A 26,526-nucleotide genomic window follows, 5' to 3' on the forward strand; every position below is an offset into this window, starting at 1 on the left:
AATATGTTATAGTGAAAAACATACACTTTAACGAGTTGAAGGGGGAAAGTATATGCGTTATTTAACAGCAGGAGAGTCGCATGGACCACAATTAACTACTATTATCGAAGGAATACCAGCCCAATTAGAGCTAACAACAGAACAGATTAATAAAGAACTTAAACGTCGACAAGGTGGCCATGGAAGAGGGCGCCGCATGCAAATAGAAACAGATACTGTAGAGATTGCTTCAGGTGTTCGACATGGCAAGACGTTAGGGTCGCCGATTGCGCTAATTGTCAAAAATGATGATTGGAAACACTGGACAAAAATTATGGGTGCGGACCCTTTGCCAGAAGATATAAACCCAGATGAGATTAAAAGAAAAATTACGAGACCACGCCCAGGACATGCAGATTTAGTAGGCGGCATTAAATACGGACATAGAGACTTAAGAAATGTATTAGAACGCTCATCGGCAAGAGAAACGACTGTGCGTGTAGCAGTTGGCGCTGTAGCAAAAGTTTTACTAAATGAATTAGGCATCCATATTGTATCGCATGTAACAGAAATCGGTGGTGTCATTGCAAATCCTGAAACGACGATGAATAAAACAGTTCATGAAATTCGTCAAATCATTGAAAATGATCCATGTTATTGTGTAGATCATGATGCTTCTATTAAGATGGTAGAAGCAATTGACGCAGCTAAAAAAGCGGGAGATTCGATTGGCGGCGTTGTAGAAGTTATAGTAGAAGGTGTACCAGCTGGAATCGGTTCGTATGTCCATTATGACCGTAAATTGGATGGTAAATTAGCTGCGGCTATGATGAGCATCAATGCCTTTAAAGGAGTGGAATTTGGTCTTGGTTTTGAAATGGCTCATTTAAAAGGGAGCGAAGTGCATGATGAAATTCTCTGGAGTCCTGAAGAGGGATACACAAGGAGAACCAATCACTTAGGTGGTCTAGAAGGTGGTATGTCTACTGGGATGCCAATCGTAGTTCGTGGAGTAATGAAGCCTATTCCGACATTATATAAACCCCTTCAAAGTGTTGATATTGATACTAAGGAAGCTTTTAAGGCAAGTGTCGAGCGTTCCGATAGTTGTGCTGTACCTGCTGCTTCAGTTGTGGCAGAACATGTTGTAGCTTTCGAAATAGCAAAAGCTATCGTTGAACATTTCCATAGCGACCAGCTTGGCCAATTAAAAGACCAAATAAATGAGATGAGAAAAATAATGAAGGAGTTTTAGTGATGAAAATTCCAATTCATACTCCCTCCCGTAGCTATAATGTGTATATAGGTCAGGGAGACTTTGAAGAAGCTATAAAAACGTATCAACAATTCATCGTAGAAAGGGACAAGGTAATTGTATTTACGGACGAAAATGTTTGGCGAATATATAAAGATGCATTTACAAAAAGTTTCCCTTTTCCGTTCTCTGTATTTGTTTTGCCAGGCGGAGAAGCATGCAAAACATTTGAGCAATACTTAGCCGCACAGACATTTTTGTTAGAACAAAAGTGTACACGTAAATCAATGCTGTTTGCTTTTGGTGGAGGAGCGGTTGGCGATCTTACAGGCTTTGTTGCTTCCACTTTTATGAGAGGAATTCCGATCATTCAATTGCCTACGACCATTCTTGCCCACGATAGCGCAGTAGGAGGAAAGACTGCGATAAATCATGCTTTAGGCAAAAATATGATAGGAACCTTTTATCAACCAGAAGGTGTCATATTCGATATTGAATTTTTAAAAAGCTTGCCAGCACAAGAGGTAAGATCAGGAATGGCTGAAGTGGTAAAACATGCACTTATTTCTGACATGGTCTGGTTACAGGAATTAATGGAGCTTCCGCCAATGTTCAATCTAGATGAAGAGAAAACGATGGGCTATTTAGAACAGGGGATTCGTGTAAAGGCAAATATAGTAGCCCAAGATGAAGAAGAACATGGCGTACGAAAATTTTTAAACTTTGGCCATACATACGGCCACGCACTAGAAGCAGCATTTGGCTTTGGGAAATTAACGCACGGCGAAGCGGTGATGATCGGTATGGTATATGCTTTATTGCTAAGCGAAAAGTATGGTCAAATATCACGCTCATTTACGAAAGAATTTCTTTTGTTTGCTATACGTAATAAATATCCTGTAGAATCTGTTGCTAATTTTAGTTTTGATGAATTATTTGAGTTTATGCAAAAGGATAAAAAAGCTGAAGATGGTGAACTGCAGTTTGTACTTTTAAAGGATATCGGTAAACCATTCACTCAGCGAATATCCCGTAGTGAGTGTCAAGAAACAGATCTTCTTTTAAGAGAATTAATAGAGGGGGTATCATATGATTAGAGGAATACGAGGCGCCAGTACAATCGCTTATGATAATCCAGCATTAGTAATGCAGGAAACAAAGAATTTAATGGAGCGAATAATAAAGGATAATGAGGTGCTTCCGGAGAATGTTGCATCAGTGATTATTTCTACAACTGCAGATATCGTTTCAGCTTTTCCTGCTAAAGCTATACGGTCACTTCCGAAATGGGAGTATGTTCCCGTTATGTGTACACATGAGATGAATGTGCCAAACGGGCTTCCCTTATGTATTCGAGTACTAGTACATGTGAATACAACTGTCCCGCAAAATGAAATTAAGCACATCTATCTGAATGAGGCTGTAAAATTAAGACCAGATTTGACAAAATAATAGATATAGAAGGAGAGAGTGCAATGAAATGGAAGAAAGAAATTGAGGGGCTAAAAGCATATCAGCCAGGAAAGTCGATTGAAGCAGTTCAGAAAGAATTCGGACTAAGCACTATTCATAAGCTTGCTTCAAATGAAAATCCATATGGCTGTTCGCCCAAGGTGCAAGAATTCTTAGCAAAAGAAGCATTCAACTTTGCTTTATATCCAGATGGAGCAGCAACTGATATGCGGTCAACCATCTCAGAGCATTTAGGTGTTAGTGGTCGAAAGCTTATTTTTGGCAATGGGTCTGACGAATTAATTAGCATTATATCAAGATCGCTTCTTCGTCCAGGGGTTAATACAGTAATGGCAAAGCCGACTTTTTCACAGTACGCATTAAATGCAAGAATTGAAGGAGCAGAAGTACGCGAGGTTCCTTTGAAAGACGGTACTCATGACTTAGTAGAGATGTTTGAACAGATAGATCATGAGACAGCAGTCGTATGGCTATGCAGTCCAAACAATCCAACAGGGGTTGTGATTGATGACAGTGCCCTTACAGCATTTCTTGACAAGGTTCCTCAGGATGTATTAGTGGTCCTAGACGAAGCTTATTTTGAATATATAACAAACCCTACATACAGAAATACGCTTTCGTATATAGATGAATATCCTAATCTACTTATCCTACGTACATTTTCTAAAGCTTATGGATTAGCCTCTTTCCGAGTTGGCTATGGAATGGCTTCAGAACCGATTATTGCTAAATTGGAACCTGTTAGAGGACCATTTAACACTACTGTATTAAGTCAAGCCGTAGTAAGTGTAGCAGTTGAGGATCAATCCTTCATTGATATGTGCAGAAGTGAAAATGAAAAGGGTAAACAGCTAATAGAGAAATTCTGTACAGCGCATAATCTTCATTTTTATCCTTCAGATACTAACTTTATTTTAATGGAAGTGAAGACTGACAGTGATATAGTCTTCCAAAGACTAATGGAAAAAGGGTATATTGTAAGAAGCGGCAATGTACTTGGCGTACCAGGGTATGTACGGGTGACGATTGGTACGCAAGAACAGAATGAAGGCTTCTTGAGACAGTTAACAGATGTCCTTAAAGACCAAGGCGTTGCTATATGAAGAAAACTATTCTCATTGTCGGTTTAGGATTAATTGGCGGTTCCGTTGCGGTTTCATTACGGAAGTCCCCTAATCTACATGTGATTGGCTATGATATAAACGAAAAGAATACTGATGCCGCCTTAGAATTAAATATTATCCAGGAAGGAACATTGGATCCTAAAAGTACATCAGAAAGAGCTGACATAATACTATTTGCAACACCTGTAAATGCTACGTTAAACTGGCTAGACCTAATAAAGGACTGGCCACTAAAGAAAAATGTAATTATTACGGATACAGGTAGCACAAAAACATTAATTATGAAAAAAGCGTGTGAACTAAGGAAATTAGGAATAACTTTTATTGGCGGGCATCCGATGGCGGGCTCGCATAAAAGTGGCATCTCAGCTGCAAAGCCATATTTATTTGAAAACGCCTATTATTTGCTGACACCTCTAGAAAGTGAAGAGGAAGCAACAATACAAAGGTTAAAAGAAATACTTTCTTATACAAAGGCCAAGCTCTTAACTGTATCAGCAGCATCTCACGATCAAATGACAGCTGTAGTGAGCCATTTCCCTCATATTGTGGCAGCTTCATTAGTGAATCAATTAAAAGAAGAAAGCACGCAAAACCAAACTACAAAAATGTTAGCGGCTGGAGGATTCAGAGACCTCACAAGGATTGCCTCTTCAAACCCGAAGTTATGGCGTGATATCACAATGCAAAATCGAATTCAGATACTTGCTCAATTGACTAGTTGGCAAAAGGAAATGGCTAAAGTAAAAGAGGTTCTTGAAACGGGCAACGCGGATGAAATTGAAATGTTTTTTTTCGATGCAAAAGAATATAGAGATCAGCTTCCGAGTACAAAAGGGGCTTTATTTTCTACATATGATTTATCAATTGATGTCCCTGATTACCCAGGTAGCATTGCAGAAATTACTGCTTATTTTGCAGAAGAACAGATCAGCATTACAAATATTCGTATTATAGAAACACGAGAAGACGTATATGGTATCCTTGTGGTTAGTTTTCAAAACGAAGAAGATCGCGGAAAAGCAGCAAGTTGTATTAAGCGCCGTACCCAGTACGATGTTTATATAAGATAAAGAGGCAGGTGTTTTGATTATGAATCAAATGAATTTAGACTATCATAAACCAAGCTTGCATGGAGAATTGAGTATACCGGGGGATAAATCGGTCTCACATCGAGCGATTATGTTCGGTAGTATGGCGAAAGGACGCACGACAGTTAGCGGATTTTTGCTGGGCAATGATTGTTTGAGCACTATCGATTGTTTTCGAAAACTCGGTGTTAAGATAGAAGTAGAAGGCACGAATGTTGTGATTGAAAGCAAGGGGATGGCCGATTGGGTAGAACCGACAGACATCCTGGATACAGGCAACTCAGGGACGACAACCCGTTTGATGTTAGGGATATTAGCTGGTTCCAAATTACACACTGTCTTGAATGGCGATGCTTCTATTGGGAAGAGGCCAATGAGACGAGTGATAGATCCTTTACGCTTGATGGGAGCGCAAATTAATGGCAGAGAGAATGGCCAGTATACTCCGCTAGCAATCAAGGGTAATCCATTGCAAGCAATTGAATATACAATGCCAGTCGCTAGCGCTCAAGTGAAATCTGCTATTTTGCTTGCAGCAATGCATGCACGCGGAACAACTACCATTTATGAGAAGGGTTTAACCCGTGATCATACAGAGAGAATGCTAAGACAGTTTGGCGCAGAAATTATAGCTGAAAATGGAACAATTTCATATAAAGGCGGCCAAGACCTCATCCCAGCTCATGTTGAAGTGCCCGGTGACATCTCATCAGCCGCCTTCTTTTTAGTAGCAGGAGCACTTGCAAAAAATAGCAAAGTTATACTTCATAATGTTGGGCTAAACCCGACGCGGGCAGGCATTCTCACTGTGCTGCAAGAAATGGGTGCAGATATCGAGGTTTCCAACGTAGATGACCATGCTTATGAGCCTAGAGGAACAATTACAATTAGCACATCTACTTTAAATGGCATAACGATTAGCGGGGACTTAATTCCATTATTAATCGATGAAATTCCAATTATTGCTCTTTTAGCTACACAAGCGCAAGGAAAGACGATTATTCGGGATGCAGCAGAACTAAGAGTCAAAGAAACAGACAGAATTGCTGCTGTTGTATCTGAATTAAAAAAACTTGGAGCAGATATAGAAGCTACAGAAGATGGCATGATTATCCAAGGAGGAAAACTACTCCATGGCGCATCGCTTCAAACATATGGGGACCATCGTATAGGCATGATGGGTGCAACCGCAGCATTGATAACTGAAGGAGCTATTCAGTTAGATGATAGCGACTGCATTGCAGTGTCCTATCCGAACTTCTTCGAAGATTTAGAGACTATTTTACAATCACGATAATTAATACGAAAAATGTTTTTTTCTTGTACCAAAAGAGACACTCATGTAGCATTAGAATGAATCCTTATTTATTTGTAGAAACTAAGTTATATATCAGGATTTAAAAATTAATGTTAAAACAGGTGACAATATGGATATTGAAAAAAAAATGATAGATGTGATTCAGCAAGGGGATTTAAAAGAAATTCAAGCTTTGCTTGGAGACGTGTTATTAAAAGTTAATCCCGATATGCAATATGAGATTGCAGGTCTACTGATTAATTTCGGATTTTTAGATGAAGCAGATGAACTATTGGAACATTTACAATATGTTTTCCCAGATGAGGTTCAGCTTAAGATTGATAGGGCCACTCTTTTAATGGAGCGTGGCGAAGAAGATCAAGCACTTGAATACCTAATGTCTATCGGTAAAGAAGAACCAGAATATCCACAGGTCCTACTTGCTTTAGCCGATTATTATCAAATGCAAGGTTTATATGAAGTCGCAGAGCAACGTATAAATGAAGCATTGGAAATATTGCCGGATGAGCCACTTCTCCAATTTGCGAAAGCTGAGCTTTTAATGGAAATAGGACGCTTCAGTGAAGCAGCTAGGCTTTATCATTCAATAAACAAAGGTACAGAAGAAATTGCTGGTGTGAGATTGGTTGAACGATTAGCTGAAGTATATAGAGCTGGCGGTGCATTTGAAGAGGCATATGAATTTTATACGCAAGCACTAGAAAATCAAACTTCTCCAGATTTATTATTTGGCGCTGCGTATTCTGCTTTTCAATGTCAAATGTATGAAACTGCTATTCGCTATGCAGAAGATTTAAAAACACTGGATCCAGACTATTTTTCCGCATACTTATTGCTTGCTCAAAGTCATGCTATGTTAGAAGACAACAAAAAAGCTTTAGAAGTAATAAAAGAGGGAATAATGCGTGATGAATATGATAAAGAACTATATTTGTTCGCAGGCAAAATGTCATTGAAAAATAATTTACCAAATGAGGCCGAGCAATATTTGCGCCAAGCGATTGCATTAGATAGTGAGTATATGGAAGCTATCCTTACACTCGTATCCATACTTTCCAACGAAGAAAGAGATGAAGAGGTAGTCGAATTAATTGAACAGCTTGAAAAAGATGATTTTGATTGGTCGTCGCTGTCTGCGTTTGCCGCTCTCTCATATGATCGATTAGAAAACTTCAAACGTGCATACGAATTTTATAAGTTAGCATATACTGAACACAAGGAAGATCCACTGTTCCTCGAAAAATACGTTTATTTCCTAATTGAAGATGGTAAGCGTATGGAAGCACAGCAAGTCGCTCGGCAGTTGGTAGCATTACAGCCAGATGAACCGGCTTGGCAAGATCTTTTACAAACTTTTGAATGAGAGGAGACCCATGCAAAATGACGGCATCCGTTTCTGTCTTGGACAAAAAAGAATTTGTTCGTTGGTTTTTAAAAAAATACCAAATGAAACGACGTGAATGTGTATGGATTTTAAACTATCTGCTGGGCCATGATGAATTATTAGAACGCATTCATTTTGTAGAAGAAGCACATTACTGTCCAAGAGCAATGGTAATGTCTACAACTGATTCCTCAGGTATCCCATTCCGATTTTACCGTGAGAACATCATGACTGCAGACGCAGAAAAATCCTTTCACGATTTAAGGCTTCACCCAAACGAAGAAATGTACATTCAATTAAACTTCCCTAAAGTTCCGCCGAGCCGCGAATACTTAACAGTACTAGAGGAAAATCCTTTTATGCCAAATTATTTGCAAATCAGCGAGTCGGATCGGCAGTTGGCGGAGGAAATTTTGCAAGATAGTATGAAAACTTTTCAAGAGGAAGCTGTTCTAAAACAAATTGATGAAGCACTAGACCAGAACGACAAAGAGAAGTTTTATAAGTTATCTGCACTATTAAATATAATAAAAAATGAAGAAAAATAAAAACTTCATCCTTTTTGGATGAAGTTTTATCTTGAGGAGGAGTTAGTATGTTTTGGACAAGCAAGGATATAGATGAATTTTTAAAGAATAAACAATTTATAGATACAGCAATCGTTCCATTAGTTTTGTTAGAAGGAACAGAAATAGGTATAAAACAGAGTGCATCTGGGGCAGAATTCTTAATGTCGTTAACAAATTTTCTGGAACAGCAATTTAAAGGAAGGGTTGTATTAACTTCACCTGTTACATATACCAAATCTTTAAACAGAAAAGAATTGATAGCGGCTATGCATGACGAGTTAGTAGCGAGCGGTTTTACATATGTTTTCTTCATTACAAGTGATCATGAATGGACACAATTAGCGCCGGAAAAGGATGTTTTGTGGTTGCCGTCCATACCTTTAAGCGATATGGATCAAAAAGTTAGACAACAAGTGCTTAGCGACCAATTACGACAAGTTATTCCAATGTTATCGGCTAAATGGTCAAATCAATAAAATTGTATACTAAATGCTAATAGCCTAAACTGCTGTTTTATAACAGGATTATGAAGGACTGTCAGATTAAGAGCAATAGTATACAGGAAGGTTATCAACAATTTGAACTTTCACTTTTTTCGATAAATGTTCACAAAACTGTCTAAAACAATTGAAAGCGTTATTGACCTAACATTTTACTTGATATATCATAGATATGTCCTAGTATTACTATTTTGTATAAGTTTGTCCATTGGACTGACCTGAAGTTAGAGGGGGGAAAAGGATGAGTAACAATCGTGTCACAAGACGTCAATTTTTGAACTATACACTAACAGGTGTTGGTGGTTTTATGGCAGCAGGTATGCTTATGCCAATGGCTCGCTTTGCAATCGACCCAGTTCTAGAAAAGAAAGCTGGCGGAGATTTTGTAATGACTGATAAAAAAGCATCAGAGCTATCAGAAACTCCTGTAAAAGTTGATTTTAAGTTCGAGCAAGTTGACGCTTGGTACAAATCTGATGTTACAGATACAGCGTGGGTTTATAAAGATGGCGATAAAATTATCGCACTTTCACCTGTATGTAAACACTTAGGTTGTACTGTCAACTGGAACGGCAGCCCAGAATTTAAAAACCAATTCTACTGCCCATGCCACGGAGGTCGTTACGAGAAAAACGGTAAAAATATTCCGGGTACACCGCCACTTGGTCCGTTAGACGAATTTGAAGTAAAAGTAAAAGACGGTCTAGTAATGATCGGAAAAACAAGAGCAAACACATTAGTATAATTGTAAGGGGGTACGACGTCAGTGCTTAATAAAATCTATGATTGGGTCGATGAACGCCTAGATATTACACCGATTTGGCGTGATATTGCCGACCATGAAGTTCCAGAGCACGTAAACCCTGCACATCATTTCTCTGCATTCGTATATTGTTTCGGGGGGTTAACGTTCTTCGTTACTGTTATTCAAATCTTATCAGGTATGTTCTTAACAATGTACTATGTACCGGATATTGAAAATGCTTGGAAATCAGTTTACTATCTCCAAAATGAGGTAGCATTCGGTGAAATCGTGCGTGGTATGCACCACTGGGGCGCTTCTCTCGTAATAGTTATGATGTTCCTTCATACATTACGGGTATTCTTCACAGGTTCATATAAAAAACCTCGTGAATTGAACTGGATCGTTGGGGTTCTAATCTTCTGTGTAATGTTAGGCCTTGGCTTTACAGGTTACCTGCTTCCTTGGGATATGAAAGCATTATTTGCTACTAAAGTAGGTATTCAAATTGCAGCATCAGTACCGTTTATTGGTGAACTTATAAAAATCTTATTAGCTGGTGATGCAACAATCATCGGTGCTCAAACACTAACTAGATTCTTTGCGATTCATGTATTCTTCTTGCCAGCAGGCTTACTTGCACTGCTCGCAGCTCACTTTATCATGATTCGTAGACAAGGGATATCTGGCCCATTGTAAGATTTACAATGCCATTAATATTTCCTTAAGGAGGGGACAAAATGCATAAAGGAAAAGGAATGAAATTCGTAGGGGATTCGCGTGTTCAAGAAAAGAACAATAAAAGCGTTTACCCACCCGATTATTCCGAATATCCTGGCAAAACAGAACCGTTCTGGCCTGACTTCTTATTAAAAGAGTGGATGGTTGGTGCTGTATTCTTAGTTGGGTATTTAATCTTGACTGTTGCCCATCCGTCGCCACTAGAAGGACAAGCGGATCCAACAAACACAGGTTACATTCCAATGCCAGACTGGTATTTCTTATTCTTATACCAATTACTTAAATATGAATATGCTTCAGGCCCTTATAATACAATTGGTGCAATTGTAGTGCCTGCTATCGCAATTGGTGCTTTAATGTTAGCTCCATTCTTAGATAGAGGTCCTGAACGCAAACCGCTTAAACGCCCACTTCCAGTAGCATTTATGCTATTAGCGCTAGCTTCTATGGTTTACCTAACTTGGGAATCTGTTGTAAACCATGACTGGGCTGCTGCTAAGAAGCAAGGTCAAATTGTGAAAGAAGTTGAAATTGACCAAGAAGACCCTGGCTATAAAGTATATGCAAAACAATCTTGTATTAACTGCCATGGTGATAAACTTCAAGGTGGAGCAGGTCCAAACCTGACAAATACTGGTTTATCTCCTGATGAGATTGCAAAAATCGCTCATGAAGGTAAAGGCGGTATGCCACCTGGACAATATAAAGGTTCAGATGAAGATTTACAGAAATTAGCTAAATTCATTTCTGAATTAAAAGCTGAATAATATGGAGAGAAGAGTCAGGAAACTGGCTCTTTTTTTCTACAGTAAATGAGATTCTGTTATGACAACAATTAAGGGAAATCAGAAAGCAATACATATACAGTAATATTACATACAAAATAAAGAATGAAGGAAATAACCAGGAGGACAACATGAAGTTTAGTTTTATTATATGGCAGTATTTAACACACAAAGCCTTTTTATGGATACTATTGGTTGTGAACGTTTTGGGAACAATTGGCGGATATATTTGGTATGGTAGTCAATTGGCTGATTCAAAGCCGATATTTAGAATTTTTGTGCCTGATAGCCCTACTGCTACATTGTTTTTCTCTATAGCCATTATATTCTGGTTATTCGGGAAACACTTTCGTTTAATAGAGGCTTTGGCATTGATTACATTGGTAAAATACGGACTTTGGGCTGTAGTAATGAACCTGTTGGCATTACAACAATTAGGATCAATCGGCTACGATGGCTGGATGCTTGTGATTTCTCATTTTGCTATGGCAGTACAAGGTGTTCTGTATATCCCGAAATATAAGTTTCGTTTAATCCATGTGGCTATTGCGGGAGCTTGGACATTGCATGATGTCATCATTGACTATGTGTTTGGCCAAATGCCTATTTATAGTATGCTATCTGATTATATTGCACAGATTGGCTACTTTACTTTTTGGTTATCCATTTTATGTATTGCGCTTGCATATTGGTCCATGAAAAAAAGGTTTTTATTTGATAGTGAAATCGACAACCATTAAAATAGTATTAAGTAAGTATTAGGAGGATGGTTTAGTTGTCAATAGCGATGTATATCGTTTATTTTCTTGTACTAATGTTACTGCCGCTTTATGCGCAGAGAAAAGTAATGAAAACCTACCGGCGTTATTCTGAAGTACGCTCTACTTCTGGCATGACAGGTGCAGAAGTAGCAAGAACTATATTGGATAACAATGGATTGAGCAATGTTCGTGTAGTAAGAACAGAAGGTGTCCTATCAGACCACTATGATCCTACGAGCAAAACAGTAGCTCTTTCAGCAGATAACTATGATTATGCATCAGTCGCAGGTACGGCTGTAGCTGCTCATGAATGCGGCCATGCAATTCAACATAAAGAAGCATATGCTTTCTTGACGCTACGTTCTAAATTGGTTCCTGCAGCTAATATTTCATCCAATGTTTCATGGATTTTCATTATGATTGGTATGTTTAGTACCGCGATGCATCAATTAATGTTAGTCGGCATCGTATTATTAGCAGTTGGTGTGCTTTTCCAAATTGTAACGTTGCCAGTAGAGTTTGATGCTTCAAGACGAGCAATGCATCAAGTAGTGGACTTAGGGATTATAAGAAATGAAGAAGAACCTCATGCGCGCAAGGTTTTAAGTGCTGCAGCATTAACCTACGTAGCAGCAGCTGCTACAGCTGTTATGGAGTTATTGCGTTTGTTGCTCATTTATACAGGCATGGGCAATAATAATGATGATTAATTTGAAGATCGAGTAAAAAAAGCGAAGGGCCATTTTAGGCCCTTCGCTTTTTTTAATATGCATGTAATTGTATTATTCAAGCGGATTTTTTTGATTATCGAGTGTAAAACCTTCACCACTTACATCATGAACCTCAGAAACTGATACAAATGCATGCGGATCTACTGATAGTACAATGCTTTTTAGCCTAAACATTTCATTTCTTGCCACTACACAATAGAGAACTTCTCGGTCTTCTTTTGTATAATAGCCATAACCTTTTAGGAAAGTAACACCACGATCCATTTGTTTAGTAATTTTTGCTGCAATTTCATCACTATTTTTAGAAATAATGAATGCACCTTTCGCAGCGTATGCACCTTCTTGTACAAAATCGATTACTTGTGCGGTGATAAACACACAGACTAGCGTATACATAACAGACCGTGCATCCAAGTATGTTAACCAAGATAAAATAATGACGATAGCGTCAAACATAAACATAGTTTTACCCATCGGCCATCCGAAAAACTTATTTGCAAGCCTTGCAATAATATCAACTCCACCAGTTGTACCCCCAACACGGAAAATGATGCCGAGACCAGCGCCTAGGAATACGCCGGCGAATAGCGCCACTAAAAACATATCATCGTGCAAGTCGATAGGGAATTGATAAATTTGGAAAACTTTTAAAAATACTGATACCGAAACAGTTCCGATAATTGTATAAACAAAAGTTTTTTTGCCAAGGATTCTCCATCCTATGACAAACATGGGGATATTTAAAACTAAATTGAGTATTGCTGGATCCCATCCTAATACATTATAAAGAATTAACGTTATACCATTAAAACCGCCCTCACCTAAATGGTTTTGTATATTAAAGTGGACAAAACCGAAACTGAATAATGCTGCGCCTAAAATAATAAATAATGTATTTTTAACTTTAATTTTTGGCATAAGCTTCACCTCATCTTTTTGTTATAGAATATAATAGCTTTAAATGTACAAAAATAATTGTCCTTTATCGTAATTAAGGCAAATAGATGTTACATTATTAGTAGAAATACCTAAAAATCAACACAAGAATATATTATCATGTATTTCCAAGTTTTTTTCAACTAGAAGCCTACAATAGATAAAATATATGGTAGAAATGAGAAAGGACGATGAAAATGGTAATCCGAGTTGCAATTGCAGGCCCCCGAGGCAAAATGGGTCAAAATGCAGTACATACTGTAATGAGAGATGATAAGATGGAATTAGTAGCTGTGTTTGATTATAAAAATATTGCTCCCAATTTAGCACAGTATCAGGAATTTGACGCCACTTATAGTGTTCCTGTCTTTTCATCAATACAAACATTATTTGAAACGGTACAAGCAGATGTTTTCGTTGATTTGACTGTACCAGAAGCAGGATTTATACATACCAAGGCAGCACTTTTTGCTGGTGTGCGGCCTGTTGTTGGCACAACTGGATTTACGGAGAGCCAATTACAAGAATTAAGGTATTTATCAGAAAGTGCAGGCATTGGTTGCATTATTGCTCCAAACTTTTCTATTGGGGCAGTTTTAATGATGAAGTTTGCTCAGATGGCTGCGTCCTATTTTCCTGATACAGAAATTATTGAAATGCACCATGATGGTAAATTGGATGCGCCATCAGGGACAGCCCTAAAAACCGCGCAGATGATTAAAGAAAATCGTATGGCGCACCGTCAAGGAGCTGAGGCTGAGCGTGAAACATTAGAAGGAGCTCGCGGAGCCGATTTTGATGGCATGCGTATACATAGTGTGCGGCTGCCTGGATTAGTTGCCCATCAGCAAGTATTATTCGGTGGCACAGGGGAATTGTTAACCATAAGACATGATTCGTTTGACCGCAATTCCTTTATGACAGGCTTAACCTTATCAATTGAAAAAGTACTGGAATTGAACCAGTTTGTATATGGACTTGAAAATATTCTATAAAAGGGGTGTGGCAATTGAAAATAGCTTTAATTGCACATGATAAGAAAAAGGAAGATATCATACAATTTGCGACAGCTTATCGTCCTATATTGCAACAACATGAGTTGTTTGCAACAGGTACAACGGGTAAACGTATTATGGAAGCGACAGGGCTCAACATTACCCGATTTCGTTCAGGTCCTTTAGGTGGAGATCAACAAATCGGAGCAATGGTCGCTAACAATGAAATGGATATGATAATCTTCCTTCGCGATCCGCTAACTGCACAGCCGCATGAGCCTGATGTTTCTGCCTTAATGAGGTTAAGTGATGTGTATCAGGTCCCCTTAGCGACCAACATGGGGACAGCAGAAGTATTAATTAAAGGACTTCAAGAAGGATTTATGGATTGGCGTTTAATACAACATCAAGAAGATTAGAAAGGTTGTGGTCGGATGAAAAAATTAAAAATCGGAATCACATGTTATCCGACTGTTGGAGGTTCTGGTGTTATGGCAACAGAACTCGGAAAAATGCTAGCTGAAAGAGGCCATGAAATACATTTCATTACTTCAAGCATGCCATTTAGATTAAATAAAATGTATTCAAATATTTTTTACCATGAAGTACAAGTCAGCAATTATCCTGTATTTCAATATCCCCCATATGAAATTGCTTTAGCGAGCAAGATGGCAGATGTTATTCAAAGTGAGGGACTTGACTTGCTTCATGTTCACTATGCTATCCCACATGCAGTATGTGCGGCTTTAGCAAGGGATATGGCTGGAGAAAATGTAGGAATCGTCACAACTTTACATGGTACAGACGTTACCGTTTTGGGATATGACACAGCATTAACAAGTGCTATTAAATACGGCATAGAAAAATCGGATATTGTCACGGCTGTATCCAATTCTTTAAAGCAACAGACATATGAATTAATTGATACGACTAAACCGATTGAGACCATCTATAATTTTGTAGATGAACGAGAATATAAACCACAAGACTGCACAGTCCTCAAAAAAGAGTTTGGTATTCAGGAAGATGAGAAAGTGCTGATTCATGTTTCGAATTTCCGGAAAGTCAAACATGTGCCGGACGTTATTCAAACATTTTTAAAAGTAAGAGAAAAAATGCCAGCAAAATTGTTATTGGTAGGCGATGGGCCTGAGAAGAGCAAGATTATGCATGAGATCAAAAAGGGACCATTCGCGGACGATATCCTCTTTTTAGGAAAGCAAGAAAACCTATCAGAGCTTTATGCTATAAGTGATTTAAAATTGCTTATGTCTGAGAAAGAAGCATTTGGTCTTGTTCTGTTGGAAGCGATGGCTTGTGGCGTGCCAGGCATAGGAACGAATATTGGTGGTATACCAGAAGTCATTTCACATGGCGAAAATGGGTATATAGTTGATTTAGCAGATGTAGAAAAAGCTGCAGAATATGCAGCTCAATTGTTGCAAGATGAAGAAAAACACCGTCAATTCAAAGAAAATGCGATTGCAACAGCCCAGCAAAATTTCCATTCTACTCATATTGTGGAACAATATGAAGCGCTTTATGAAAAGGTGGCAAAGAAAAATGTATGAGCAGAAATCCTGGAAAGCAGCCTTTAATGTAATGGAAACATTAATTAACCATGGCTATGAAGCTGTCATTGTAGGTGGTGCTGTAAGGGATTTACTGCGAGGGCATTTGGTACATGATGTAGATGTTGCAACAAATGCACACCCTGAAGAAGTGAAGGCACTTTTTTCGAATACAGCAGATGTTGGGATTGCGCATGGTACCGTGCTAGTCATTCATAAGCTCAGCCCTATTGAAGTAACGACTTATCGTACTGAAGGGAAGTATCAGGATCACAGACGACCAGATGAAGTAAAGTTTGTCTCATCCCTCTCTGAAGATTTGAAAAGACGCGATTTTACTATTAATGCAATGGCTTTAACCATCCATGAAGAAATCATTGATTTATATGGTGGCAAGGAAGATATGGAACGACGTATCATCCGAGCGGTGGGCGAACCAACAAAGCGGTTTAAGGAAGATGCTTTAAGAATGCTCCGTGCCATACGGTTTAGTGCACAATTAGGGTTCCAGATTGAAATCAATACGTTGGAGGCTATTAAACAGCAGGCGGAAGACATATGCTTTATTGCCAAGGAACGTTTAAAACAAGAGTTCGATAAAATCTTTATAAGCCGCTATCCGAAAAATGCATTTCTTCATATTTCAAATAGCAGTCTGTCACAATTTCTGCCTGGGGATTATAGCCATTATGAGGCTTGGGGATGCTTTAAGCCTAACGGAAAATCTGTAAAAGGGTGGGCATTTTTAACTCTTTTACAACCTAATCACGATGCTTCAATATTGTCGCAATTAAAATGTTCGAATAGTGAAAAGAAATATGTTAAAGCAGTAGTTGAAGCATTTCAATTGCTAAATGATGGTGGATGGACTAAAAGGAATTACTTTGACTATGATGTAGATATTTTAGAAACGGCATATGAGTTTGCTTGCCAATTAAACAAGAATGTAAAGGCTCCTGCATCTCAGTATGACATAGTCCAGATCAAAAGTAGCTTAGCGATTCAGTCCCAACAAGAATTGGCAGTGAGTGGACAAGACCTAATAAAGTGGAGCGGTCAAAGAGGTGGGCCTTGGCTAAAAGAAATGCTGAATAGGATTTTAAATGAAATTCTTGAAAATCGGCTGTCTAACAGTACTGAACAGATAAAGGAATGGTTTTTGCGTGAACACACCCATTAAATATGAAATTGTAAAGCGTTTATTAGCTGCAAAAGATAAGCCCATTTCCGGCCAGCAATTGGCAGATGAGCTCCAAATTTCACGTACAGCGGTATGGAAGTATATGAAACAGTTAGAAGAAGAGGGCTATGAGTTTGAAGCAACACGTAAAAAAGGCTATCTATTGCAGAAAAGCCCGGATACCCTTGACCCATCAAAAATAAAAGCACTTTTGGAAACAAAGCGCTTTGGCAGAGAAATTATTTATGAAGAATCGCTGACATCTACGCAAACAATTGCTCATCAGTTAGCACAAGAGGGAGCCCTTGATGGGACATTAGTAATTTGTGAAGAACAGACTGAAGGTAGAGGCAGGCTCATGCGTGAGTGGAAGTCTCAAAAAGGAAAAGGAATCTGGATGAGCATTATTATGCGGCCAGATGTGGCACCTTATCAAGCACCACAATTTACATTGGTGGCTGCAGTCGCTCTTACATATGCTATTTTTGATGTAACAGGCGTTAGCCCTGCTATAAAATGGCCGAATGATTTGCTGATTAATGGCATGAAATGTACAGGGATATTGACTGAAATGCAAGCAGATCCCGATAGAGTTAATGCGATTATTATGGGGATCGGCATAAATGTTAATCACCAGCAAGAAGATTTTGGTGAAGAGATTGCGTCGATTGCTACGTCTTTACGTATATCACTTGGTAAAGAAATTGATCGGGCGGCGCTTGTAGCAAAAATTCTTTATTATATGGAAGCGTTCAGTAAGCAATATGTAGCTGAAGGTTTTGAGAAAATAAAAACATTGTGGGAAAAGAATTCTTGCACAATCGGCAATCGAATTAAAGCAACAACTCTCCGTGAAACATTTATAGGCAAGGCTGTCGGTATAACAAAAGATGGTGTCCTGCAATTGCTGTTAGATGATGGAACTATAAAAGAAATTATCTCAGCTGACATTGAATTAGAAAAATAAATATTGGCAATTGTTATAGAACTTGTTATAGTGAGTCTAGGACAGTATCCAACTCGGAACTGTACCTCCAAAACGACACTATTACAATAATTGATCTGCCTTGATCGACTAGACAGGGACGGAAGAAAACGATTGCTTTACGAAAATTCTGCCCTTCTATCCTTTAAGATAGAAGGGTTTTGTTTTCTTCCTCTTCAAAAAGGAGGAAAAATAATGAAATCGACAACGGATTTTATCAAAATGAAAGAAATGAACGAGAAAATCACAATGATTACGGCCTATGACTATCCCTCTGCACAGCTTGTGGAAAGCAGCAGAGTCGATATGATATTGGTTGGTGATTCGCTTGGGATGGTGGTACTAGGCTACGATTCTACAGTCAATGTGACGATGGAAGATATGATCCATCATGGAAAAGCAACACGTAATGGAGCAAGAGATACATTTATCGTAGTTGATATGCCATTTGGCAGTTACCATGGCGATGAGACAGAAACCTTGAAAAATGCAGTACGCTTATTTCAGCAAACAGGTGCAAATGCCTTAAAGGTAGAAGGGGCAGGGATGTTACTCCCTTCTATCAAAAGAATGATTAATGCAGGTATACCAGTTGTGGGGCACCTTGGATTGCAGCCGCAGTCTGCTGCTATTTTAGGCGGATTTAAAGTACAAGGTAAAAATGCTGAAGCTGCCAAAAAATTAATCCAAGATGCCAAAGCATTAGAGGAGGCGGGAGCATTTGCTCTCGTTTTGGAATGTGTACCGCATCAATTAGCTGAAATTGTTACGCAAGAATTACGCATACCGACAATCGGAATTGGGGCTGGACGCGATGTCGATGGGCAAGTGCTTGTTTATCATGATGTATTAAGATATGGCAATCATCATTTGCCAAAGTTCGTAGAGACATATGCAGATGTTGCTTCAGAAATAAGCAAGGGTATCACTTCATTTTGCAATGCTGTAAAAAACAATGAATTTCCGGCTCCTAAACATCAATTTACTATGTCTGAAGAGACGATAGATGAATTGTATGGAGGCATAAAAAGATGAAAGTAATATCAACAGTTGCAGGATTGCAAGAAGAGCTAAAAGAGTTTCACTCTGCACATAAAAGCGTGGCATTAGTTCCAACGATGGGGTATTTGCATGAGGGGCATATATCACTGATTGATGCAGCAAGAAGAGATAATGAAATAGTGGTGTTGAGTGATTTTGTAAACCCTACTCAATTCGGTCCCAATGAAGATTACGAAAGCTATCCTAGGGATCTGGAAAGGGATCGAGAAATAGCAGAGAAGGCTGGAGTAGATTATTTATTTGCTCCTTCAGTGGAAGAGATGTATGGAACAGATGGCGGAATTCAATTTGCTGCAGGGCCTGCTACATCTATATTATGCGGCGCGAGCAGACCGGGCCATTTTAATGGAGTATTGCAAATTGTGACGAAGTTGTTCCATATTGTGCAACCAACAAATGCATATTTTGGTCAGAAGGATGCACAACAGTTAGCGCTAATTGAAATGCTGGCAAGGGATTACTTTTTCCCTCTTACAATATGCAATGTGCCGATTGTGCGAGAAGAAGACGGCCTAGCCAAAAGCTCTCGTAACGTTTTCTTAACAAGTGAGGAAAGAAAAGAAGCCCCTTTCATTCAACAAGCGTTACTTTTGGCAAAACAAGATTTCTTACAACATCAAGATAAAAAACAAGCCATTGAAACAGCAAAAGAATATATCCATGCTAATACAAGCGGCCGGATTGATTATATAGAAGTCTGGAGCTATCCGGATTTGCAGGAAGTACAGGCGAATACGGAAAAATTAATCATCGCTGCTGCTGTTTATTTTTCAGAAGTGCGTTTAATTGATAATATTCTTTTTTCTACTGAGGAGATATAAAAATGTTAAAAATGATGATGACATCTAAATTACACCGTGCAACAGTGACACAAGCTGATCTGAATTATGTCGGCAGCATCACAGTTGACGAAGATTTATTGGAAGCAGTCGGCATTTTGCCAAACGAAAAAGTACAAATTGTAAATAACAATAACGGGGCTCGTTTTGAAACGTATACTATTGCTGGAGAGCGTGGTTCAGGAGTTATATGCTTAAACGGTGCTGCTGCTAGGCTCGTGCAACCGGGAGATATAGTTATTATTATCGCTTATGGCTATATGACAGCAGAAGAAGCTTTGAATCATAAACCAGCAGTTGCCATTTTAAATGAGCACAATCAAATTAAACAAATGCTTCAGCATGAACCAGAAGCTACGGTTATCGTTTAATATATAAAGAGGATCGGATAAAACAAAATTCGTCCCTTTCAAAACAAAATAATAATAATTTTAATAGAATTTGAATTCAAAGATAAATAAAAACCGAACAAGTGTGATGATAATCGCACTATAGTTCGGTTTTTTATATGCTATTCCATTTTCGTTTTATCACTTGTTACGACCAAAGTAGATTAAAAGCCCATTTACAACACCTTCTGCAACAGTTTCGCGGAAATCATCTGTGTTCACAAGCTTGACGTCATCCTTATTGGAAACAAAACCAAGCTCTAAGAGAATAGATACAACCGAGTTCACGCGTGTTACTTGAAGACTTTTATCTTTAAGCGCGCTATTGTTTGCTTTCCGAATATTGTAATTTGGATATTCATCTTTTATGGCTTTCGTAATTTCATCGTTAATTATTTTTGCAAAGTTATAGCTAGAAACCTTAGCAGATGATGTATAGTAGCTTTCATAACCACTTGCTGCTGCAGGACCAGAATTATGATGAACACTGATAAAGGCATTGGCTCCGACCTTTGCAGCATAGAACGAACGTTGATCCAGTGTCAAAAATTCATTATCACTATTACGTGTCATAGAAACTGTACCACCGACTGCTTGGATTGCGTCTCTGACAGCGCGTGCTGCATATAGATTCAATGTTTTTTCATAGACTCCATTGCCGACAGCACCGGAATCTTGTTTACCGTGGCCTGCATCTACTACAATTTTCAACCCTGTTAGCGAGCCTTTTAAAGGGTTCGATACAGAAGTTGTTGGTTTTTTTGTTGTAATGGTACTAGAGCTAGTATTCGCTGAGATCCAGCCTTTTTGTTTTGAATTATATTGAACCTGTACCCAATTGTTGCTTGAAATACGTAAGATTTTAAAGTAATTGCCTTTTGAAGCTTTTCCTAATGTAGGTGCCACTGTAGAAGGCAGTGAACGAATATTCAATGTATCAGCTTTCATTACGAAGTAAGAAGTCTTAGATGGTATGCTTGATGTAAATGAAATATTTTCAATTGAAGCAAATCCATAGTATGAGCTCCCGTTAATCCATCCTTCTACATCGTTATATTTTACATAAATCCATCCGTTACTAGCTTGCTTTAAGATTTGTACCTTAGTTTCATTGGGTATAGTTTGTCCAAGTGATTTTGCGTTCACACTATAACTGTTACGTATCGTGAGACCTGTTGGCTCTGTAATATAGTAGTAAGTTGTTTGTTCAGGCACAACAATTGTAACAGAATTTGTAATTGGTTCTTTCTTTTGCTGTTTGCCGTATTTTGAAAGTACCCAGCCTTTTTTTCCTGTTTTATAAGTAACCTCAATCCACCCATTGCTGGCAATTCGTGAAATTAAAAGAGATTCATTCTTTTTTACATAAGTGAGCAGCTTAGAATCGGCATAAGGTTCAGCACGTACAGATAAAGAATTTGCTGTCACCGCGAAATAATAATTAGCTGCAGCTGCTGTCAGAGAAGGTTTAGTAGAAATAGTTACATAAGCAGCGCTTACCCACCCAGTAATAGATCCTTTACTAATTTGTACCCAATCGCCTTTTTTAGCCTTATAGGTTGCACTTTCTCCCTTTTGCATTTTTCCAACTATTGTAGAAGAAGTAGTGTTACTCTTGCGAATGTTTAGGTCATTTGTTTTGGATAAAACTACTTTTGTTGTATTGCTAAGAGGCTGTAGTGTCTGCTTGACCACTTTTAAATAAGTAGCTGAAGCCCAACCTGTTTTATTTTTGTACTTTACTTTATACCATGAACCCTTTTTGGTTAATTTGGTGACAACAGTATTTTTTTTGATGCTAAAAAGGACACGTGATTTAGACGTAGTTGGTGCATTTCGTACATTTAAAGCATTCGCTGTCACCTTCAATTTTACTGTAGCAGCTTCTGCTTTTGGTATGACTGCAAATAATGAAAACACTAGCAATAAGCAAAGTGTGACAATGGTCGCTTTCTTTCGATTATTAGTATCCATGTTTTTCCTCCTTTTCTACATTGTAAGATGAAAAGTCATAAAAAACTACAACTTTTTTGATAGTTTAATAAAAAATTTTTCCTTTATTCCACATCTTTCGGGAAAACTTCATAAATACAGCTTTTAAATTTTGTTAAAATTTTGATGATAAAAAAATATAAAATATACAAGAAAACCTAGATCAAACAAAGATAGAGCAATAGTTGACATATTCCTTAGAAATGATATTATAAGTATTATCTAAAAAATTGATCGCCAAAGACCAAGAAAGTAACAATCAGCAAGTACTTTTTAGAGAGGAATAAGCCGTGGCTGCAAGCTTTTCCATCGTACTGATTTGTGAATAACACTTGAGAGGCTTTTCTTCGAACGGACATGGTTCTAGTAGGGGGAAACGGAATCGGCCGTTATCCGATTTGAGAGGATTTAGTCATTATACTAGATCAACTAGGGTGGAACCGCGGAAGCTATAGAGCTCTCGTCCCTTGCATTTATGCAGGGGGCGAGGGCCTTTTTTGTTAGGATTAAGCACTAGTTGATCTTTTTTAAAATAGAAAGGAGTTCTACTATGAATTTTAAAGTTCCTAGAGGTACGCAGGATTTATTACCTGGTGTAACAGAAAAATGGCAAAAAGTTGAGGAGATTATCCGTGAGCTATGTCATCTTTACCGCTATCCAGAAATCCGCACACCAATTTTTGAAAGTACTGAATTGTATACGCGTAGTGTAGGTGACACCACTGATATCGTACAAAAGGAAATGTATACGTTTAAAGATAGAGGGGATCGTTCATTAACATTGCGCCCAGAAGGTACAGCAGGTGTTGTTAGATCATATGTAGAACATAAAATGTTTGGCCAGCCAGATCAGCCGATTAAGCTATCTTATTTAGGGCCAATGTTCCGTTATGAACGACAACAAGCTGGTCGTTATCGCCAATTTGTTCAATTTGGTGTAGAAGCAATTGGAAGCAAAGACCCAGCTATTGATGCAGAAGTAATTTCCCTAGCTATGAATATTTATAGCAGTGTAGGCCTTCAAGATGTGAAGCTTGTCATCAATTCACTGGGGGATCAAGAGGTACGTGCAAATCACAGAGAAGCTCTAGTTAATCATTTTAAGCCACATATTGATGAATTCTGCCAAGATTGCCAATCGCGATTAGAAAAAAATCCTTTACGTATTTTGGATTGTAAGGTAGATCATGATCATCCGTTAATGGCGACTGCTCCAGCATTGACAGATTATTTAAACGAAGAATCTGCGAATTACTTCCACAAAGTAAAACAGTATTTAGATGTCTTAGGCATCTCTTATGAAGTGGATCCTAACCTAGTACGTGGATTAGACTATTACAATCACACAGCATTTGAAATTATGAGTACGTCAAAAGGCTTTGGTTCCATCACAACATTATGTGGCGGCGGAAGATACAACGGCTTAGTAGAAGAAATTGGTGGACCTGAATCACCAGGTATTGGTTTTGGTATGAGTATTGAACGCTTGCTACTAGCATTGGAAGCAGAAGGCAAAGAGTTGGATATTGAAGACCAGTTAGATATGTATATTGTTGCTATGGATGAAGATGCGAAGTTAAAAGCGGTTGAGCTAGCTAGCTCATTCCGAGCAAAAGGCATTTCAACAGAGCTTGATTACACGGACCGCAAAATGAAAGCGCAAATGAAGTCAGCCGACCGAAAACAGGCTACATGGGTTATCGTGCTAGGTGAAACAGAATTAGCGGAACAACAAGTGGCTGTAAAACATATGGCTACAGGCGATCAAGAGAAAGTGCCGTTCTTCGATTTAGTAGAATATTTAACAAAACAGAAGCAGAAGCAAATGGAGGAAAAGTAAAGATGGCTATAAGAACACATGAATGTGGTATTTTACGCGGCGAACATGCAGGTGAGCGCGTGGTTTTAAAAGGATGGGTACAACGCCGAAGAGATTTTGGCGGCTTGATTTTTATTGATTTGCGCGACCGCTCAGGGATTGTACAAATCGTATTTACTCCAGAAAACTCACAAGAAGCGCTTGATTTAGCTGATAGCTTCCGTACAGAATATGTAATCGAAGTGGAAGGCGAAGTAAAACGCCGTGCAGATGATATGATTAATCCAAATATGGAAACAGGTATGGTCGAAGTTTATGTAGACAAAGTTGAATTAATTAATAAAGCCAAAACAACGCCATTCCAAATTGAGGACCGTATTGTAGTAAATGAGGATTTGCGTCTGAAATATCGTTATTTAGATTTGCGCCGTCCTGTAATGTATAACACATTTAAAATGCGTTCAGACGTAACAAAAGTCATCCGTAACTTCCTGCAAGATGAAGGTTTCTTGGAAGTAGAAACACCAATTCTGACAAAATCTACTCCAGAAGGCGCGCGTGACTATCTTGTGCCGTCTCGTGTTCATGAAGGTGAATTTTATGCATTGCCTCAATCACCTCAATTGTTCAAACAATTGTTGATGGTATCTGGTTTTGAAAAGTACTTCCAAATTGCTCGTTGTTTCCGTGATGAAGACTTGCGTGCTGACAGACAGCCTGAATTTACGCAAATAGACATGGAAATGAGTTTCATGACGCAAGAGGAAATTTTAGACTTAAATGAACGATTGATTCAAAAAGTAATGAAAGATATTAAGGACATTGAGATCCTACGTCCATTCCAACGCATGAAATACGACGAAGCAATAGCTCGCTATGGCTCTGATAAGCCCGATGTCCGTTTTGGATTGGAGTTAATCCAACTTTCTGATGTGGTAGAAGGCTGTAACTTCAAAGTATTTGCTCAAACAGTTGAAGCCGGCAATGAAGTTAAAGGCTTGAACATTAAAGGTGCCAACGACAAATATTCTCGTAAAGACTTAGACGAATTGACAAAATACGTTGGCCGCTACGGAGCAAAAGGCTTAGCGTGGATGAAAGTAACAGAAGAAGGTTTAACAGGCCCAATCGGCAAGTTCTTCCAAGATGAATTTGGCCAAAAATTAATGGAACGCATGGGTGCAGAGCCAGGTGATACGCTAGTATTTGTAGCAGATAAACGTTCAGTTGTTGCAGATTCACTTGGTGCACTTCGTAAGAAATTAGGAAAAGATTTAGGTCTAATTGATGAATCTCAATTTGCATTCCTTTGGATCACTGATTGGCCACTGCTAGAGTACTCAGAAGAAGAAGGACGCTATACAGCAGCACACCATCCATTCACACGCCCATTTGAAGAAGATCTTGAAAAAATGGCGACAGCTCCAGGCGAAGTACGTGCCCAAGCATATGATATCGTTCTTAATGGTTACGAGTTGGGTGGCGGTTCATTACGTATTTACGAAAAAGAATTACAAGAAAAAATGTTCGAAGTGCTTGGCTTTACAAAAGAACAAGCGAATGAACAGTTTGGTTTCCTGATGGATGCATTTGAATACGGCGTTCCTCCTCACGGCGGGATTGCATTCGGCTTAGACCGTTTAGTAATGTTGTTAGCTGGCCGCGATAATCTACGTGATACCATTGCATTCCCTAAAACAGCATCTGCTAGCGACTTAATGACTGAAGCGCCAAGCGAAGTATCAGAAGCGCAATTAGATGAACTTCATATTAAAACAAAAACACTTGCGGATGAATTATAATTAAACCTAAAAGTGATAAAAAAAGAGGTCGAGAAAAATTTCTCGATTCTCTTTTTTTATGTTTAACTCTTGTGTGAGAGTGGTATATATTCTTATCTTACAAGATTTAATATTATTATCAGCTCGATTGAAGACTGATGAGAATTAAGTCAAAGAAATGTAAGGAGCACGAATGAAAGATTAATAATTAAAGAGTAAAAACTTTTATTTTGATTTTTCAAAACTTTCGTGTTAATATGTATTTAACAACAAATCCTGAGGTGTTCGTTGAAGCTCATATCGTCTTGACCGAACATATCGTCTTTGGGAGTTGCTCATTTTGGAATGGCAAACATGCCCTTTACTTAGTAGGGGACTTTTAAAGTTTCGAATACGACACCCACCTGCTAGAGTGCGGGTTCAAGGCTATTTGCATTACTCGACGGCACAATCGGGATTTGTTCATATTGTAAGATTGATAACCTGTGATTCTCTAAGAATCAGAGGATTTTTTTATGGAATAT

The 26,526-nt window shown here is 38.5% G+C and carries 26 protein-coding genes, 1 other RNA gene and 1 other annotated feature; of the genes, 25 read left to right on the plus strand and 2 right to left on the minus strand.

The genetic code is table 11. The annotated features are described in order from the left end of the window. Positions 1-52: 52 nt before the first annotated feature. From aroC to M2M59_RS05925, 14 genes are all read left to right on the plus strand, one after another. Complete coding sequence (aroC, locus tag M2M59_RS05860; RefSeq protein WP_147193949.1) at positions 53-1,234, plus strand: chorismate synthase; 1,182 nt, start codon at positions 53-55, stop codon at positions 1,232-1,234. A 2-nt stretch (positions 1,235-1,236) separates the two neighbouring features. After that, entirely contained in the window at positions 1,237-2,331 is a 1,095-nt protein-coding gene (gene aroB, locus M2M59_RS05865) for a 3-dehydroquinate synthase (RefSeq protein WP_249775742.1), read from the plus strand. After that, positions 2,324-2,686, plus strand: a complete 363-nt coding sequence (gene aroH / locus M2M59_RS05870) for a chorismate mutase (protein ID WP_249775743.1) — start codon at positions 2,324-2,326, stop codon at positions 2,684-2,686. Before aroB ends, aroH begins: the two co-directional genes overlap by 8 nt. Before the next feature lie 23 nt (positions 2,687-2,709). Continuing rightward, positions 2,710-3,810: a histidinol-phosphate transaminase gene (hisC, locus tag M2M59_RS05875; RefSeq protein WP_147193944.1), complete on the plus strand. Its 1,101-nt coding sequence runs from the start codon at positions 2,710-2,712 to the stop codon at positions 3,808-3,810. After that, on the plus strand, positions 3,807-4,904 hold the full coding sequence (locus tag M2M59_RS05880; protein WP_249775744.1) for a prephenate dehydrogenase: 1,098 nt from the start codon (positions 3,807-3,809) through the stop codon (positions 4,902-4,904). Before hisC ends, M2M59_RS05880 begins: the two co-directional genes overlap by 4 nt. Positions 4,905-4,923: 19 nt before the next feature. After that, positions 4,924-6,219, plus strand: a complete 1,296-nt coding sequence (aroA, locus tag M2M59_RS05885) for a 3-phosphoshikimate 1-carboxyvinyltransferase (protein WP_249775745.1) — start codon at positions 4,924-4,926, stop codon at positions 6,217-6,219. A gap of 130 nt (positions 6,220-6,349) precedes the next feature. Then, on the plus strand, positions 6,350-7,603 hold the full coding sequence (locus M2M59_RS05890; protein ID WP_249775746.1) for a tetratricopeptide repeat protein: 1,254 nt from the start codon (positions 6,350-6,352) through the stop codon (positions 7,601-7,603). Positions 7,604-7,620: 17 nt separating this feature from the next. Continuing rightward, complete coding sequence (locus M2M59_RS05895) at positions 7,621-8,172, plus strand: ReoY family proteolytic degradation factor (RefSeq protein WP_066786083.1); 552 nt, start codon at positions 7,621-7,623, stop codon at positions 8,170-8,172. A gap of 47 nt (positions 8,173-8,219) precedes the next feature. Beyond that, positions 8,220-8,669, plus strand: a complete 450-nt coding sequence (locus M2M59_RS05900; RefSeq protein WP_249775747.1) for a DUF2487 family protein — start codon at positions 8,220-8,222, stop codon at positions 8,667-8,669. A 265-nt stretch (positions 8,670-8,934) separates the two neighbouring features. Continuing rightward, positions 8,935-9,438, plus strand: a complete 504-nt coding sequence (locus M2M59_RS05905) for a QcrA and Rieske domain-containing protein (RefSeq protein WP_066786089.1) — start codon at positions 8,935-8,937, stop codon at positions 9,436-9,438. Between the two features lie 21 nt (positions 9,439-9,459). Then, positions 9,460-10,134, plus strand: coding sequence for a menaquinol-cytochrome c reductase cytochrome b subunit (gene qcrB / locus M2M59_RS05910; RefSeq protein WP_066786091.1), 675 nt, complete (start codon positions 9,460-9,462; stop codon positions 10,132-10,134). Between the two features lie 41 nt (positions 10,135-10,175). Beyond that, positions 10,176-10,943, plus strand: a complete 768-nt coding sequence (locus M2M59_RS05915; protein WP_066786093.1) for a menaquinol-cytochrome c reductase cytochrome b/c subunit — start codon at positions 10,176-10,178, stop codon at positions 10,941-10,943. 149 nt (positions 10,944-11,092) lie between these two features. Beyond that, positions 11,093-11,701 (plus strand): lipoprotein heptaprenylglyceryl N-acetyltransferase LhaT, encoded by a 609-nt coding sequence (locus M2M59_RS05920; protein ID WP_249775748.1) that lies wholly within the window; start codon positions 11,093-11,095, stop codon positions 11,699-11,701. A gap of 35 nt (positions 11,702-11,736) precedes the next feature. Next, entirely contained in the window at positions 11,737-12,432 is a 696-nt protein-coding gene (locus M2M59_RS05925; protein WP_370454631.1) for a zinc metallopeptidase, read from the plus strand. A 72-nt stretch (positions 12,433-12,504) separates the two neighbouring features. On the opposite strand, the gene M2M59_RS05930 is transcribed toward M2M59_RS05925, so the two are convergent. Further along, positions 12,505-13,371 carry a YitT family protein gene (locus M2M59_RS05930; protein ID WP_066786098.1) on the minus strand — a complete coding sequence of 289 codons (867 nt, stop codon included), beginning with the start codon at positions 13,369-13,371 and terminating at the stop codon, positions 12,505-12,507. Between the two features lie 215 nt (positions 13,372-13,586). Here M2M59_RS05930 and dapB point away from each other — a divergent pair, with 215 nt between their 5' ends. From dapB to panD, 8 genes are all read left to right on the plus strand, one after another. Continuing rightward, positions 13,587-14,384, plus strand: coding sequence for a 4-hydroxy-tetrahydrodipicolinate reductase (dapB, locus tag M2M59_RS05935; RefSeq protein ID WP_249775980.1), 798 nt, complete (start codon positions 13,587-13,589; stop codon positions 14,382-14,384). A gap of 14 nt (positions 14,385-14,398) precedes the next feature. Continuing rightward, complete coding sequence (gene mgsA, locus M2M59_RS05940; protein ID WP_147193936.1) at positions 14,399-14,803, plus strand: methylglyoxal synthase; 405 nt, start codon at positions 14,399-14,401, stop codon at positions 14,801-14,803. A gap of 15 nt (positions 14,804-14,818) precedes the next feature. Further along, positions 14,819-15,955 carry an N-acetyl-alpha-D-glucosaminyl L-malate synthase BshA gene (gene bshA, locus M2M59_RS05945; RefSeq protein ID WP_249775749.1) on the plus strand — a complete coding sequence of 379 codons (1,137 nt, stop codon included), beginning with the start codon at positions 14,819-14,821 and terminating at the stop codon, positions 15,953-15,955. After that, positions 15,948-17,135: a CCA tRNA nucleotidyltransferase gene (locus M2M59_RS05950; RefSeq protein ID WP_249775750.1), complete on the plus strand. Its 1,188-nt coding sequence runs from the start codon at positions 15,948-15,950 to the stop codon at positions 17,133-17,135. Before bshA ends, M2M59_RS05950 begins: the two co-directional genes overlap by 8 nt. After that, positions 17,119-18,102 carry a biotin--[acetyl-CoA-carboxylase] ligase gene (locus tag M2M59_RS05955; protein WP_147193929.1) on the plus strand — a complete coding sequence of 328 codons (984 nt, stop codon included), beginning with the start codon at positions 17,119-17,121 and terminating at the stop codon, positions 18,100-18,102. Before M2M59_RS05950 ends, M2M59_RS05955 begins: the two co-directional genes overlap by 17 nt. A 213-nt stretch (positions 18,103-18,315) precedes the next feature. Next, complete coding sequence (gene panB / locus M2M59_RS05960; RefSeq protein WP_066786110.1) at positions 18,316-19,155, plus strand: 3-methyl-2-oxobutanoate hydroxymethyltransferase; 840 nt, start codon at positions 18,316-18,318, stop codon at positions 19,153-19,155. Next, positions 19,152-20,003 carry a pantoate--beta-alanine ligase gene (gene panC, locus M2M59_RS05965; protein ID WP_147193927.1) on the plus strand — a complete coding sequence of 284 codons (852 nt, stop codon included), beginning with the start codon at positions 19,152-19,154 and terminating at the stop codon, positions 20,001-20,003. The genes panB and panC overlap by 4 nt, the downstream gene beginning before the upstream one ends. Positions 20,004-20,005: 2 nt before the next feature. Further along, entirely contained in the window at positions 20,006-20,392 is a 387-nt protein-coding gene (gene panD / locus M2M59_RS05970) for an aspartate 1-decarboxylase (RefSeq protein ID WP_066786117.1), read from the plus strand. 159 nt (positions 20,393-20,551) lie between these two features. Here the strand turns inward: panD and M2M59_RS05975 are convergent, their stop codons facing one another. Then, positions 20,552-22,384 (minus strand): N-acetylmuramoyl-L-alanine amidase family protein, encoded by a 1,833-nt coding sequence (locus M2M59_RS05975; RefSeq protein ID WP_249775751.1) that lies wholly within the window; start codon positions 22,382-22,384, stop codon positions 20,552-20,554. A 249-nt stretch (positions 22,385-22,633) separates the two neighbouring features. Then, positions 22,634-22,873 (plus strand) — a binding site (T-box leader). Positions 22,874-22,952: 79 nt separating this feature from the next. Here M2M59_RS05975 and hisS point away from each other — a divergent pair. The 3 genes from hisS (at position 22,953) to ssrS (ending at position 26,464) form a co-directional block, all read left to right on the plus strand. Next, on the plus strand, positions 22,953-24,242 hold the full coding sequence (gene hisS / locus M2M59_RS05980) for a histidine--tRNA ligase (RefSeq protein ID WP_249775752.1): 1,290 nt from the start codon (positions 22,953-22,955) through the stop codon (positions 24,240-24,242). Positions 24,243-24,244: 2 nt separating this feature from the next. Continuing rightward, the gene (gene aspS, locus M2M59_RS05985) at positions 24,245-26,023 is read left to right on the plus strand and encodes an aspartate--tRNA ligase (RefSeq protein WP_249775753.1); all 1,779 of its coding nucleotides are present in this window, start codon (positions 24,245-24,247) and stop codon (positions 26,021-26,023) included. A 249-nt stretch (positions 26,024-26,272) separates the two neighbouring features. Then, positions 26,273-26,464: non-coding RNA, 6S RNA (ssrS, locus tag M2M59_RS05990), on the plus strand. Positions 26,465-26,526 lie beyond the last annotated feature (62 nt).

It is taken from the genome of Rummeliibacillus sp. G93 (genome assembly GCF_023515935.1).
Classification (GTDB): domain Bacteria; phylum Bacillota; class Bacilli; order Bacillales_A; family Planococcaceae; genus Rummeliibacillus; species Rummeliibacillus stabekisii.